General features: G+C 71.1%; 12 protein-coding genes. 7 read left to right on the plus strand and 5 right to left on the minus strand.

The features are described 5' to 3' along the window. Positions 1 to 21 precede the first annotated feature (21 nt). Positions 22 to 1,170 carry an exonuclease SbcCD subunit D gene (locus ACSF8R_RS00145; RefSeq protein ID WP_434809806.1) on the plus strand — a complete coding sequence of 383 codons (1,149 nt, stop codon included), beginning with the start codon at positions 22 to 24 and terminating at the stop codon, positions 1,168 to 1,170. Continuing rightward, positions 1,167 to 4,148, plus strand: a complete 2,982-nt coding sequence (locus ACSF8R_RS00150; protein WP_434809807.1) for an AAA family ATPase — start codon at positions 1,167 to 1,169, stop codon at positions 4,146 to 4,148. Before ACSF8R_RS00145 ends, ACSF8R_RS00150 begins: the two co-directional genes overlap by 4 nt. 8 nt (positions 4,149 to 4,156) lie before the next feature. On the opposite strand, the gene ACSF8R_RS00155 is transcribed toward ACSF8R_RS00150, so the two are convergent. Together ACSF8R_RS00155 and ACSF8R_RS00160 are read right to left on the minus strand one after the other, a co-directional pair. After that, a complete protein-coding gene (locus ACSF8R_RS00155) occupies positions 4,157 to 4,816 on the minus strand; it encodes a response regulator transcription factor (protein ID WP_434809808.1) in 660 nt (219 codons plus the stop codon). Position 4,817: 1 nt separating this feature from the next. Then, positions 4,818 to 6,308, minus strand: coding sequence for an ATP-binding protein (locus tag ACSF8R_RS00160; RefSeq protein ID WP_434809809.1), 1,491 nt, complete (start codon positions 6,306 to 6,308; stop codon positions 4,818 to 4,820). Between the two features lie 90 nt (positions 6,309 to 6,398). Between ACSF8R_RS00160 and ACSF8R_RS00165 the strand changes: the two genes are divergently transcribed. The 3 genes from ACSF8R_RS00165 (at position 6,399) to ACSF8R_RS00175 (ending at position 8,365) form a co-directional block, all read left to right on the plus strand. Then, on the plus strand, positions 6,399 to 7,520 hold the full coding sequence (locus ACSF8R_RS00165; protein WP_434809810.1) for a phosphotransferase: 1,122 nt from the start codon (positions 6,399 to 6,401) through the stop codon (positions 7,518 to 7,520). 61 nt (positions 7,521 to 7,581) lie between these two features. Further along, entirely contained in the window at positions 7,582 to 8,076 is a 495-nt protein-coding gene (locus ACSF8R_RS00170) for a hypothetical protein (RefSeq protein WP_434809811.1), read from the plus strand. Positions 8,077 to 8,185: 109 nt separating this feature from the next. Then, complete coding sequence (locus tag ACSF8R_RS00175; protein ID WP_434809812.1) at positions 8,186 to 8,365, plus strand: hypothetical protein; 180 nt, start codon at positions 8,186 to 8,188, stop codon at positions 8,363 to 8,365. Here the strand turns inward: ACSF8R_RS00175 and ACSF8R_RS00180 are convergent, their stop codons facing one another. Both ACSF8R_RS00180 and ACSF8R_RS00185 read right to left on the minus strand, forming a co-directional pair. Next, entirely contained in the window at positions 8,366 to 8,926 is a 561-nt protein-coding gene (locus tag ACSF8R_RS00180) for a nucleoside phosphorylase (RefSeq protein ID WP_434809813.1), read from the minus strand. Positions 8,927 to 8,930: 4 nt separating this feature from the next. After that, positions 8,931 to 10,400, minus strand: a complete 1,470-nt coding sequence (locus ACSF8R_RS00185) for a phytoene desaturase family protein (RefSeq protein ID WP_434809814.1) — start codon at positions 10,398 to 10,400, stop codon at positions 8,931 to 8,933. 97 nt (positions 10,401 to 10,497) lie between these two features. Between ACSF8R_RS00185 and ACSF8R_RS00190 the strand changes: the two genes are divergently transcribed. Together ACSF8R_RS00190 and ACSF8R_RS00195 are read left to right on the plus strand one after the other, a co-directional pair. After that, positions 10,498 to 11,040 (plus strand): hypothetical protein, encoded by a 543-nt coding sequence (locus tag ACSF8R_RS00190; RefSeq protein WP_434809815.1) that lies wholly within the window; start codon positions 10,498 to 10,500, stop codon positions 11,038 to 11,040. Between the two features lie 139 nt (positions 11,041 to 11,179). Beyond that, complete coding sequence (locus ACSF8R_RS00195) at positions 11,180 to 12,358, plus strand: carbohydrate-binding domain-containing protein (RefSeq protein WP_434809816.1); 1,179 nt, start codon at positions 11,180 to 11,182, stop codon at positions 12,356 to 12,358. Between the two features lie 131 nt (positions 12,359 to 12,489). Here ACSF8R_RS00195 and ACSF8R_RS00200 read toward each other — a convergent pair whose 3' ends face one another. Then, a complete protein-coding gene (locus tag ACSF8R_RS00200; RefSeq protein WP_434809817.1) occupies positions 12,490 to 14,580 on the minus strand; it encodes an NAD(+) synthase in 2,091 nt (696 codons plus the stop codon). Positions 14,581 to 14,651 lie beyond the last annotated feature (71 nt).

Consider the following 14,651-nt stretch of genomic DNA (forward strand, 5'->3'; position numbering starts at 1 on the left):
GGCTGCTCGTACCGTGAGGACATGCGCATCCTGCACACCTCCGACTGGCACATCGGGCGGACCTTCCACGGTCACTCCACGCTCGATGCGCTGCGCGGCGTGCTCGAGGCGCTGACCGAGCAGGTGCGCACCCACGATGTCGATCTCGTGATCGTCGCCGGCGACGTCTTCGACTCGGCGACCCCCTCTGCGGGCTGCTATCCGCTGCTCACTGACACGCTCGCCGCGTTCCGCGACGCGGGTGCGACCGTCGTCGTGACGAGCGGCAACCACGACTCCGCGGCTCGGCTCGGGTTTCAGGCAGGACTCCTGCGCGACGGCATCCACGTCCTCACCGACACCCAGCAGGTGGGCACCCCCATCACCCTCAGCGACGAGCACGGTCCCGTGCACGTGTACGGCATTCCGTATCTCGAGCCCGCGCTCGTGCGCCACCAGTGGCCGGGCGTGCGCACGCAGGCCGCCGCGCTCGGTCACGCCATGGACCTCGTCCGCGCCGACCTCGCGGCCCGGGGCGGCCGGTCGGTCGCGATCGCCCACTGCTTCGCGGCCGGCGTCGCTCCGACGCCGAGCCTCGAGCGCGACATCCAACAGGGCGGCCTCGATGTGGTTCCGCTGCAGACGTTCGACGGCGTCGACTACATGGCGCTCGGCCACATCCACGGCAGGCAGCAGCTCGCGCCGCACATCCGGTACGCCGGTGCACCGCTGCACTACAGCTTCGGTGAGGGCGACAAGCCGCGCGGCTCGTGGCTCGTCGACATCGACGCCCAAGGCTTCGGCGAGGCGACCTGGCTCGAACTTCCCGTGCCGCGCCGACTCGTGACGCTGACCGCGTCGCTCGAAGACCTTCTCGCAGACGAGCGGTTCGCGGCCGACGAAGCCGCGTGGGTCTGCGCACAGTACACCGACACCCTGCCGCAGCGCGACCCGCTGCGCCGGCTGCAGGCTCGCTTTCCGCACTGCGCGTCGGTCGTGCACCTGCCCGAACAGCAGGAGCACGATGACGCCCGCACCTACGTGCAGCGCGTGCGGGCCGCGCAGACCGATCGCGAACTGATCGAGGCGTTCCTCGTGCATGTGCGCGCCGGGGAGGGTGCAACCGAGCGCGAGAGCGACCTGTTGCGCGACCTGCTCGACGAGCAAGCGCTCGCCGAGGCGCACGCGTGAAGCTGCACCGGCTCGAACTGACCGGGTTCGGGCCGTTCCGTGAGCGGCAGGTCGTCGACTTCGACGCCTTCGACGGCGACGGCGTGTTCCTCATCACCGGCCGCACCGGCGCCGGAAAATCCAGCATCCTCGACGGTGTGAGCTTCGCGCTCTACGGCTCGGTGCCCCGCTACGACGGCGGCGACCGACGACTGCGAAGCGACCACTGCCACCTCGACGATCCGACCGAAGTGCGGCTCGAATTCACCGTCGGAGGGGCACGTTGGCGCGTCACGCGTGCGCCCGACTACGAACGGCCGGCCAAACGGGGCGGCGGTGTGACGGTCGAACCGGCGCACGTCGAGATTGAGGAGCTGGTAGAGGGTGCCTGGATCGGCTGTGCCGCGCGCGCCCGCGAAGCGGCGCACCTGCTCGATGAGGTGCTCGGACTCAACGCGCAGCAGTTCCAACAGGTCATCCTGCTCGCCCAGAACAAGTTCTCGCGGTTCCTCCTCGCGGGCAACAACGAACGGCAGCAACTGCTGCGCACCCTGTTCGGCACCCGCCGATTCGAGCAGTACAAGGACGACCTCGATCTGCGGCGCCGAGAGGCCCAGCGATCGCTCGACACGGCAGGGGAGCGTCTTGCGACCCTCCTCGACCTCGTCGAACAGCGCATCGACACCGCCGATCTGAACGTCGACGGCGATCCCGATCGTCCCGACGATCTGACCGGACGGCGTGAGGCGGCCGCCCGAGCCGAACGTCGTGCCGCCTACCGCGCCGAAGTCGCAGCGCAGGGCCGTCGCGACGCAGACGAACGGGCGACTGCTGCAGCCGCGGCGCTCGCCGACAATGTCGCACGGGCGCGGACTCTGGCAGATCTCGCGCTCGCACGGGAGCGGATGACCCAGCTCGACGCTCGCACCGACGAGATTGCGGAAGACCGCAAGACACTCCAATCGGCGCGTGCGGCCGACGTGCTCCGCGGCACCATCGAGACAGCCGAGCGCGCCGCCAACGATCTCGCCGCGGCCGAACGCGAACGCGAACGCGCCACGTCGGCATGGCGCGCGGTCGCACCCGATGAGTCCGCGAGCGCCGCCGACGAGCGGATCACCGGCGAACTCGCCGTCTGGTCGGCCGCCCTGGCACAGGAACTCGCGCTTCCCGCCGATGAAGCGGGGCTCGCGGCAGCGGCGGCAGACATCGACCGGCTGACCGGTGAACGCGACGAGCTGCTCGCGCAGGGCGCGCTCGTCCCCGCCGAGCGGCAACGGATCGACGATGCGCTCCGCGTCGCACGCGACCTCGCCGCACCGCGCGAACATCACGAACAGCACCTGCGCGAACTCCGCGACGCGCACACCGCCGCCGAGCAGGCCGCAAGCCTTGCCACCACGGCACGCGCGGCCGACATCGCCTACGCCGACGCGAGCGAAGTCGCGGCCGCGGCCGCAACCGCGCTGTCTGACCTGCTGCGGCGCCGACTCGACGGCTACGCGGGCGAACTCGCCGCCGCGCTCGTCGACGGCACCCCGTGCGCCGTCTGCGGCTCGACCACCCACCCGGCACCCGCCGACCACGGTGCGCCGATCACCGATGACGACATCGCCGTCGCCGAGGCCCTGCGCACCCGTACGGCAGAGGCCGAACGCGCCGCCGAAGCCGCCGCGCGCGAAGCACGAAGCGCCGCGGCCACCGCAGCCGCTGCGGCGGGTGGGCGACAGCCCGAAGAACTCGCGACCGCCCGCGACGCGGCTGCGGCAGCAGTCGACCGGGCCGTCGCGGCGGCGGCCGACGCCGAGCGTCTCGCCGGCGAACGCGCCGAACTCGACGACCTCGCCGCGGCGGCCGACACCGCCAGAGAGGCGCTCACGCTGCAGATCGCCGCGGCCCGAGAGGCCCACGCCGGCCGGCACGCCGCCGTCGCCGCGCGGCGCGATGCGGTGCACGCAGCCCGCGGCGACTTCGAAACGGTCGCCGCCCGCGTCGCCGCAGCCGAATCGCTCCGCGACCTCGCCCGCGCCGCCGTGCGGGCCGACGAGCAGCACGGTGAGCGCCGACGCGCCGCCGAGACGGCCGAGGCGGAGCGCGACGAACGGGTCGCCGCATCGCCGTTCGATGACGTGGAGCAGGTCGTGGCGGCAGTGCGCGATCCGGCCGATCGCGACGAACTCGACCAGCGCCTCGCGGCCTACGACGGCGACCTCGCCGCCACCCGGGCCCGTCTGCTCGACCTCGAACTGGCAGCGGTCGACATCGACCCTGCAGCCGTCGACGTCGTCGCTGCCGAGGCGGCGCACGAGGCCGCCGACGCGCACCGTAGCGAAGCGGTCGCGGCAGAACGCGACGCCGTGAATCTCGCGTCGGGTCTGCGAGACCTCATCCAGCAGATCGACGGCGCGCACACCGCAGTGGCCGCTGTTGCCGACGACGCCGCCGCCGTCACCCGGCTCGCCGACACCGTCGCCGGGCGTGCCCCGAACACCAAGAAGATGGACCTCGAGACCTTCGTCCTCGCCGCCGAACTCGAAGAGATCGTCGTCGCCGCGAACCTGCGCCTCGCCGACATGTCGTCAGGGCGCTACAGCCTGCACCACTCCGACGCACGTGCTGCGCGGGGTGCCGCATCCGGACTTGGCATCGACGTGCTCGACGCCCACACCGGCCTCCGACGCTCACCGCAGTCGCTCTCGGGCGGCGAGACATTCCTCGCATCCCTCGCGCTCGCACTCGGTCTCGCCGAAGTCGTCACCTCGCGTGCCGGCGGCATCCGGCTCGATACGCTCTTCATCGACGAAGGGTTCGGGTCGCTCGACCCCGAAACCCTCGAACTGGCGATGCACACGCTCGACGAACTGCGCACCGGCGGGCGCACCGTCGGGCTCATCAGCCATGTCGAAGCGATGAAGGAGCAGATCCCCGGGCAGCTCACCGTCGAGGCGACCCCCGAGGGTCCGAGCGTCGTCCACCAGGACGACGTCGCGGCGCGGTGACGGCGCCGTCAGACCAGGCGATACCCGACCCCGCGCACGGTTTCGATCAGTCCGGCCCCGAGCTTCTGCCGCAGGTACCCGACGTACACGTCAGCCACGTTCGAACCCGGGTCGAAATCGTACCCCCACACGCGACTGAGCAGCTGCTCCCTGCTGAGCACCTGCCCCGGATTGCGCACGAACTCCTCGGCCAACGAGAATTCACGTGAAGACAGCTCCACCGAATGCGTGCCGACCCGCGCGCGCCGGGTGCGCACATCGAGCTCCAACTCGCCGTGCCGCAGTGTCACCACCGCCCCGGTGTCGTCGTCGCGTCGCATGCGCAACCGGATCCGGGCCAGCAGTTCGTCGAAACGGAACGGCTTGCCGAGGTAGTCATCGGCGCCGCCCTCGAGCCCCGCGACCGTGTCGTGCAGCTCGACGCGCGCCGTCAGCATGATCACCGGCATCCGCGAACCGCTGCCGCGCAACGCCTCCAGCACGGCGAACCCGTCGATGCCGGGAAGGTTCACGTCGAGCACGAGCAGATCGAACTCGTCGCTCTGCGCCAGATGCAGCGCCTCGGTTCCCGTCGGCGCGACGCGCGTCGCGAAGCCCGCCGCCCGCAGGCCCTTCTCGACGAAGGTCGCGATGCGCGCCTCATCTTCAGCGATCAGAATCGATGCCAACTCACGCGCCCCCAGCCGTCACCGGCAGCGGTGGACGCGGCGGCACCACCACCCCGTCGATCTCACGCCACCCACCGTCGCGAACCGCACCCGGCAACACGATCGTGAACATCGCACCGCCGCCGACCGCGTCGGAGACGGATGCCGCCCCGCCGTGGGCCCGCGCGATCACCTGTACGATGTGCAACCCCAACCCGCTGCCGCCCGCGGCGCCGCGATGGAACCGGTCGAAGACGATGGACTGGTCCGCACCGGCAACACCGGGCCCGTGGTCGCGCACCCGCAGATGCAGCGCGTCGTCGACCACCGCGCTGCCGATCGCCACGTGCCCACCACCGTGCGTCACCGCGTTCTGGGCCAGCTGCAGCATCGCCTGCGTGATGCGGTCGGGATCGAGCCACGCAACGACATCTGCCACCGCGACCGCATCGACGGTGGCACCCTCGATCGCCGCAGCCTTGTGCACGATGCCCCGCACGAGGTCTCCGGCATCCACTTCGCGCGGCGCGATCGGGGCGGGGCCGTGCAGGGCTGCAGCACGAGAGAGATCGTCGACGAGTTTGCCCATGCGTTCGAGCTCGTCGACCGCCAGCTCGCGCGTCTGGGTGACGTCGTCGCGATCGCGCGCATCCATCACCTCGAGGTGCCCCCGCACGACCGTGATGGGAGTCTTCAGCTCGTGTCCTACGTCGCTGAGCAGTTCGCGCTGCGAGTCGAGTGCGGCATCCAGCCGGTCGAGCATCGCGTTCATCGTCGCCGCCAGATCGGCCACGTCGTCTCGACCATCGACCGGCAGTCGCTCCGACAACGACCGTGCCGTGATGCGGTCGGCGGTCTCTCGCATGCGGCGCAGCGGGCGCAGCAGCCGCGTCGAGACGATCGTTGCGACGGCGGTGATCGCGACCAGCGCGATCGCCGCCGAGATGAGGTAGGCGTTGGCCGCGTCGTTGATCTCGGCGAACTCACCCTCGACGTCGTAGACCATCGCGAACACGACCTCGGCGGGACCATCGCCCGACACGGCGATCGGCGCCGCGAGGAACCGCCACGTGACGTCGCCTTCGGCGAACGTGCCCACGACAGGCTCGCCGGCCGACGCGGCCTCGGCGGCATGGGTCGCGAACGCCGGCACCTCCAGCAGGTCGACGTCGAGGGGCACGGGCGGGGCCAACGTCGGCTGACCCCGCACGATGCCGAGCGCGCCGGTGCTGTCATCGGGGCTCATCCGCTGCACGACGGCGGCAAGGGCCTCGTCGGCGCTCGTCCAGGCGCCGTTCTGGTCGTCGTCGCCGGCCTCGACGATGTGTCGCGCCGACTCCAGGTTCGCGGCCAGTCGCTCGTCGATGCTCTCGAGGATGCGTGAGCGCTCGACCAGGTAGGCCGAGATGCCGACGCTGAGCAGGGCGACCGCTGAGACGAGGGTGATGGCTGCCACGATGCGGGTGCGCACGGTCATGCGCCACCATCGCCGCCCGTCGTCGTGCTCGTCCATGCACTCAGTATTCCGGCCGCGCCGCCGGCAGATCCGGACACTAAGAGAGGTCTCATCGGTCGGCGCGCCTCGACGTGCTGGAATCGGAGGATGCCCCACCCCGCATCGGCCCTGCTGACGGACGCGCTCGATATCGAACCCGACACGGCTCGGATGCTGAGCAGCGAACCGTTCGGCGACGGCGCCGTGACGGGCTTCGCCCTCCCGGACGACACGATCGCCTACGTCGACACCTCCGGGGTCGCTGTATCCGCAGAGACGGGGTGGGTCGCCGACGCAGGCGCACGCGAGCGCATCTGGATCCACCCTGCCGACCCTCATCTGCCTGCCCTGGCGCCCGTCGCGTTCGGAGAGACCGCCGGCATCCTGCTCGCTCGGCTCGGCATCGAGGCGGCGGGGGCGCCCGAGATGGTCGGCTACCGGCCGGGGCGGCGTGCGGTGCTGCGCGTCGAGACGACGGCCGGGGCGTCGTGGGTCAAGGTCGTCCGCCCGAGCCGCGTCGAACGCATCGTCGACCTGCATCGGCACCTCACGGCGGGCGGGATGCCGGTGCCGGAGGTGCTCGGCTGGTCGCCCCTGGGCGTGCTCGTCCTGTCGGCAGCCGCAGGAACCCCGGCGACCGACCTCGACGGCGACCCCGCAGCCCTGCTCGACGCGATCGACGCCCTGCGCGCCGGCCTCGCACGGGTCGCGTTGCCCGGCACCGCACGCACGTCGCTCGCCGCGCGCGCAGATTGGTACGCCCAGACCCTCGGCGACATGGACCGCGAAGCCGCCGTCGTCGCCCGCCGTGTCGCAGCGTCGGTCGACCGCGCCGAAGCACAGTCTGGCTCCGCCACGATCCACGGCGACCTGCATCTCGGACAGCTGTTCCTCGATACGGACGGGCAGGTGAGCGGGCTCATCGACGTCGATACCGCGGGTACCGGCGACCCGAGCGACGACTCCGCCGCGTTCATCGCCCACGCGCTCGCCAGCGCACTCGCCTCGGCAGCCGGACCGGCAGAGCGTGCACGTGGAATCGCCCACGAAGCGGCGCGGCGGTGGGGCGATTCGCCCCGTGTCGCCGTGCTCACGGCAGTCCACCTCGTCGGTCACGCCGTCGGCGCCATGTCGACCGGTGACGGGGCGCGGGCGCACCGGTTGCTGCGCTGGGCCGACAGTGCGGCGACGCCTAAGAGGCGTCTCATCGACGCCTTGGATGCGGCTTAGCCCGCGACGTCAGGCTGGTGGTACGCGGTCACCGGATCGCGGATTCAGGCAAGGAGCTGACATGAGCAAGAAGTGGATCGCCTACGGGGTCACCGGAGTGGTCGGCCTCGGCATCATCGCCGGCGGGGCTGCGGCCGCCGCCGCCACCATGGACCTGCGCACGACCGACGGTGAGACCATCCCGGGCGGCGCCATCACCGGCAAGGACGGCTCGGTACTCGACAAGCCGGCCCTGCAACTGCGCGTGACCGACACGTCGGTGACCGTCGTCACCGCGCCGACCCCGGCGCAGATCTCGGCGGCGAGCACCGCGACCCCCGGTTCGCCGGGGACGGCGGCGAGCGTCGTCTCGCCCGTCACGCAGCACAGCCCGGCATCGGCCGCGTCGCCGGTCTCGGCGGCGACCCCGGCATCGCCGGTCAGCGCCGTCTCGCCCGCGACGCCCGCATCGCCCGTCTCGCCGGCAACCCCCGCGTCTCCGGCGTCACCGGCATCCCCGGCCAGCCCGGTCAGTGCGGCGTCGGCAGGTTCGATCGCCTCGGCGGCGTCGAACTGACCATCCGCGTCACCCCCCCCCGGACGGGATGGAGGAGGTCGCCCCGGCAGGTGCCGGGGCGACCTCGCTTTTCAGCGTTCTGCGGGGTCAGCATCGGTAGGCTCGAGACATGACCAAGAGCTCCGTGTGGACCATCGTCGGCGTCATCGTGGCGGTCGTCATCGCCTGGGTGCTGCTCGACGTCGTCCTCAAGCTGGCGTTCCTGCTCGTGAAGGTCGCCCTCGTCGTCGTGATCGCCGCGGTCGTGTTCTTCGCGCTGCGGTCGATGTTCGCGCGCCGCAGCGACTGATCAGACCCCGTACAGTTCGCGCATCCGGGCGTACAGCCGCACGCTGCACGCGGCGACGGCCGCCCGCCAGTCGGTGATCGCGTCATCCTGCGCGTTGTCCGAGACGGCCTTCAGCACGCGGATCGGCACGTCAAACTGCTGCGCCACCCAGATGTAGGCGTACGTCTCCATGTCGACGAGTGCCCCACCGAGCGTGCGGATGATCTCGACGGCGGCAGCGTCGTCGACGAAGTTGTCGCCGGTCGCGATGGTGACACCGCCCGCGGCGCCGGTCGTCACCCGCGGCGGCAGCGACACGTGCTGGCCGACGATGCCGTCGAGGTCGGTGACATCGTGCTGGATCGCGGCCGTCACGTCGTGCACCTCGTCGGGGAGCGTCGCATCGACCGCGCCGGCCGTGCCGACGACGACGATCTCGTCGTAGTTGCCGCCGGCGAGCGCCCGGGTCAGTTCGTACGCGGCCCGCAGTTTGCCGGGGCCGGTGATGAGGCGATCGAAACCGGGAAGGGATGCGGGGAACGCGGCGACTTCGGAGTCCAGCGCGGCGACGAGAAGTTTCACTGGTTCATTCTCTCAGGCGTGAGCGGTCGAACAGATCACCCAGGCCCGTCGGGCGACCGGCATCGTGCAGGACGGTGCGGGCGGCGTGCCACCCGGCCATTCCGTGTACGCCGGGACCGGGGGCGGTCGCCGCAGACGCGAGATACACGCCCGGCACGGGGGTGCGCCACGGCGCCGTCGACCACACCGGGCGCCGGGCGAGCTGAGTGAGCGAGAGCGACCCGCCGAGGCCATCGCCGCCGATCGCCGCCGGATTCGACGCGGCCAGGTCAACCGCTCGCGCGACGTGCCGTCCGACCACCAGATCGCGCACCCCGGGGGCGAACCGCTCGATCCGGCGCAACACGAGGTCTGTCGGATCGACCGTGCTGCCCAGCGGCACGTGCAGGTAGGCCCATACCGTGGCGCCGCCCTGGGGTGCACGCGTGTCGTCGACGACGGACGGCTGCACCAGCAGCAGATACGGGTCGCGGGCGAGACGCCCGTTGAGGACGGCGCGTTCCGCGGCGGCGATCTGCGCCGACGTGCCGCCCAGGTGCACCGTCGGGCTCGACGACACCCGAGGGTCGCGCCACGGCACCGGCTCGCTGAGTGCGAGGTCGACTTTCGCCACTGCGGGGCCGTAGCGGTAGCCGCGCACCGCGCGCGCGTACGCGGCCGGCACGCCGGGGAGGGTCGCGGCCAGCCGCGGCGCCCCGGCGAGCAGCAGCACATCACCGGCCGCCGGATCTCCGCGGTCCAGCTGCGCGAGATCGCGCACCGTGACACCAGTCTCAACGACCCCGCCGTGTGCGCGCAGGTCGGCCAGCAGTGCGTCGGCGATCGACCCTGCGCCGCCCCGCGGCACGGGCCACCCTGTCGCCGTGTGGGCGTGCGCCGCCAGCAGCAGACCCGTCGCCGCGCCCGCGAGCGACGGCTGGCGCGCGGGGGCGTGTGCGACGACACCCGCCCACAGCGCCCTCGCGTGCACTGTGCGCAACGGCGGTCCGGCAAGCCCTGTCGCGGCGACGCGCACGCCCAGCCGGGCGAGGGCACGTGGGTGCCGCGGTGCCGATAGGATCGATCCGCCGGTCACGGCCAGCACGCTGTCGAGATCGGCCGCCAGCGGTTCCAGCATCCACCGCCACGCCCGTCCGTCTTCGCCGAGCTCGTCCGTCGTGCGATCGAGATCGCGCCACGCCACGGCGGCAGGCCCGTCTTCGAGCGGATGAGCGTACGACGCCTCGGGTACGAGCCACTCGATGCGGTCGGCGAGGCCGAACGCCCGGAACCACGCGGAGGTGGCTGCCAGCGGATGCACTGCCGAGGCCAGATCGTGCACGAACCCGTCGACCGTGATCGCCTCGCTGCGGATGCCGCCACCCGGCCGTGAAGCCGCCTCGAGCACCCGCACGTCGTACCCGGCGCGCGCGAGCGAGACGGCCGCGACGAGCCCGTTCGGGCCGCTGCCGACCACGGTTGCGCGAGGGGTCACCGTTCCATCCTCGCCGACCGCACCCGTCCGCGCCGAACCCCTCCACGGCGGGCCCGCACTGCGCCATGATGGGAAGACGGACGACACGGAGGGCGACATGCTGAACACGGTGCTTCTCGACACTCCCGAGCACGTCACTGCGCGGCTCGGGTGGGATCCTGCGACGACGGTGCACGACCGCCGACGCCTCATCGCCAAAGAACTCATCGCCGATCGTCTCGGGTGCGAGACCACCGAGGTGAAGATCGAGCGCGAAGAGCCTCGCGGCTTCGGATACCACACGCGGCTCATCGCGTCCCGTGGCGGGGCGGAACTGCCGTTGGCGATCGTCACGGCGAGCTTTCGGGCTGCGACCGTCGTCGCGATCTGCGACCCAGGGCACCCGCTGGGCATCGACATCCGTGACCGCGACCCCGAGCCTGCCGAGTTGCACCGCATGCGCAAGCACTCGCACCTGTTCGACGAGAACGACCTCGATGACCTGCTGCGCCACTGGACGCGCGTGCAGGCGGTGCTCGAGGCCGACGGCCGCGCGTCGCGCCCGACCACGTGCTGCTCGACATGGGGCGGCGCACCGGGTGGATTCCGGACCGATCGATGCGATACGCCCTCACCGACGCGTCGCGCGACGGGTGGGTGATCACGGTGGCGTCCGGCATCCTGCCCGCCGCGTGAACAGCAGGCGATCAAGAACTCGTGCGGGGAGCATAGACCGCGCATAGGAGGCGCATAGGGGTCCGCGGTGCACTGGAAATCCGCCACCACGAAGGACCCCGATCATGAGACGACTCACCCTCACCGCCGCCGCGCTCGCCGCTTCTGTGCTGCTGGTCACCGGCTGCGCTGCAACCCTCAGCACCGACGTGACCACCACTGACAAGTCCGCCTCGTCCAGCACGACGACAACGACCGACACCTCGACGTCGACCTCGACCGACACCGGCAGCACGAGCGGCGACATCGACTGGAGCGCGTTGCCGTCGACCGAGGTCGAGCTCACCGACGAAGGCCTCACGATCACCGAGCCCGGTACTTACGTGCTGAGCGGCTCGACCACCGGGCAGATCGTCGTCAACACCGACGGCAACGTGCGCATCATCCTGAACGGCGTCACGCTCGACAGCGCCGACGGCGCCGCCATCCAGGTCGACAGCGCAGAGAACACCGTCATCGAGCTCGCCGACGGCACGACCAACTCGATCTCCGACGCCGCCACCCGCTCCGACGAAGAGATCGACGGCGCCATCTACTCCGCAGACGACCTGCTCATCACGGGTACCGGCGAACTGACCGTGACGGCGAACTTCGCCGACGGCATCGTCGGCAAGGACGACCTGTGGATCGAGTCGGGCACGATCACCGTGACGAGCGTCGACGATGGCATCCGCGGCACCGACTCGCTGACCGTCAGCGGCGGCACCATCACGGTGGATGCCGAGGGCGACGGCCTCAAGTCGACCAACGACACCGATGCCGGCGAGGGCCAGCTCGTCATCTCGGGCGGCGACATCACGGTCACGTCCGGTGACGACGCGGTCAAGGCCGAGCAGCAGGTGACGATCACCGGCGGCACGATCGACGTGGTCTCGTCGGTCGAAGGCATCGAGGCGCCCGTCATCGTCATCGACGACGGCACGATCTCGATCAACGCCTCCGACGACGGCATCAACGCCGCGGCATCCGCCATCGTCACGAGCGGCCTGAACGTCACCATCAACGGCGGCGACATCACGATCGTCATGGGGTCGGGTGACACCGACGCGATCGACAGCAACGGCGACATCACGATCACCGGCGGCACGATCGACATCACGGCGCAGTCGGCCACTGACTTCGACGGCACCGGCACTCTGTCCGGCGGCACCCTCATCGTCAACGGCTCCGAGGTCACCGAATTGACGAGCCAGATGATGGGCGGTGGCGGTGGCATGGGCGGTGGCGGCGGCCAGCGTCCCTGACCTCCGGCGCAGAGATCCCCCGCAGTGCACAACTGCGGGGATTTCTGGCGTCTTGCGGCGTGTTGCCGGCGCGCTTCGGCGTGTCGGCGACGATCCCCGCAGTTGTGCACGCGAGGGGGTGGATGCCGAGGTCAGGCCGGGTCAGCGAGTTCCGGCAGCGCGGTGCGGAGCTCGGCGAGCCAGGCCTCGGCGTTGCCGTCGGAGGGGGCGCGCCAGTCGCCGCGGGGCGAGAGCGATCCGATGGGGGAGACCTTTGGCCCGTTCGGGATCGCCGAGCGCTTGAACTGCGCGAACCCGAAGAAGCGCTTCAGGAACACCTGCAGCCACTTGACGATCTCGGCCCGGTCGTAGCCGTAGCGGTCGGACTCGGGGAACCCGGGCGGCCAGGCGCCGGCGGCAGGGTCGCGCCACGCGTGCTCGGCGAGGAAGACGATCTTCGACGGCCGCGCGCCGTGGCGCAGCGCGAGCGCGAGCGCGAAGTCATGCAGCGCGTACGGGCCGATCGTGTCTTCGGTGGACTGCACCTTGCCGTCCTGGCCGGCGGGCACGAGTTCGGGGCTGATCTCGGTGTCGAGCACCGACTGCAGCACGTCCTTCGCGGCATCCGTCAGCGACGTGCCCGACTCGTCGTCGGTGCTGTGCGCGATGACCCAGCGGATGACGTGCTGGATGAGCGTCTTCGGCACGCCCGCGTTGACCGCGTAGTGGCTCATGTGGTCGCCGACGCCGTACGTCGCCCAGCCGAGGGCGAGCTCGGACAGGTCGGACGTGCCGATCACGAATCCGCCGTGCTGATTCGCGAGCCGGAACAGGAAGTCGGTGCGCACGCCCGCCTGCACGTTCTCGAAGGTGACGTCGTAGACCGGCTCACCGCCCGCGAACGGATGTCCGATGCCCTCGAGGATCTGCGTCGCGGTGGGGCGGATGTCGATCGTCTCGATGCTCGCGCCGATCGCTTCGGCCAGCGCCACCGCGTTCGATCGGGTGTGGTCGCTGGTCGCGAACCCCGGCATCGTGTACGCGAGGATGTCGCTGCGCGGCCTGCCCATCCGGTCCATCGCCCGCGCGACGACCAGCAGCGCGTGGGTGGAGTCGAGTCCGCCCGAGACGCCGATGACGGGCTTGGGGGAGCCGATCGCGCGCATGCGCTGCTCGAGCCCCGACACCTGGATGTTGAACGCCTCGTAGCAGTCCTGGTCGAGTCGTGCCGGGTCGTCGGGCACGAACGGAAAGCGGTCGAGCGGCCGGCGCAGCCCGATGTCGGATGGCGGCGGGTCGAGCGTGAACTCGTAGGTGACGTAATCGTCGACCTGTTCGGTCGAGCCGAGCTCGTTGAGCCGGTTGTCGTCGAAAGTGCCCTGGCGGATGCGGTCCTGCCGCAGCCGGTCGAGGTCGACGTCGGCGACCGACCGGCGCGGACCGTCGGGGAAGCGCTCGGTCTCGGCGAGCAGCGCGCCGCCCTCGTAGATCATGGTCTGACCGTCCCAGGAGACGTCGTTGGTCGACTCGCCCTGGCCGGCAGCGGCATACGCGTAGGCGGCGAGGCACCGCAGCGACTGCGACTGCACGAGCGCGCGGCGGTCTTCGGCGCGGGCGATCGTGATGGGGCTGCCGGAGAGGTTCACGATGACGGTCGCCCCGGCCAGCGCGGCACGCGAGGACGGTGGCACCGGCACCCACACGTCTTCGCAGATCTCCACCGCGAGCACGAGCCCGGGCAGGTCGCTCGCGCGGAACAGCAGGTTGCTGCCGAACATCGTCTCGACGCCGGCGATCTCGACGCTGTCGTCGAAGGCGGGGCCCGAGGCGTACCAGCGACGCTCGTAGAACTCGCGATACGTCGGCAGGTACGTCTTCGGCACGACGCCCATGACGGTGCCGGCATGGATGACGACGGCGCAGTTGTAGAGGCGGTTGCGCACTCGCAGCGGCGCGCCCACGACGAGCACCGGGGTGAGGTCGACGGATGCTTCGACGATCCGCTCCAGGGCCGCGAGAACGCCATCGAGCAGCACGTCCTGCAGCACGAGGTCGTCGATCGCGTACCCCGACAGGCACAGCTCGGGGAAGACCGCGACGGCGACGCCCTCGTCGTGGCACTCACGCGCCGATGCGAGCACGGCATCCGCGTTGGCGTCGGGATCGGCGATCGCCACCGGGATCGTGCAGGCGGCCACGCGCGCGAATCCGTGCCGGTATGCGCTGTCGAAAGGCAGGCTCATGGCACCAGTCTGGCACTGTCGCGACCGTCTGCCCGGGTCGGATCCGGTGGTGTCGCACCCCGCGGCTAGGG

The sequence above is a fragment of the Microbacterium sp. bgisy189 genome (assembly GCF_965345345.1).
Classification (GTDB): domain Bacteria; phylum Actinomycetota; class Actinomycetes; order Actinomycetales; family Microbacteriaceae; genus Microbacterium.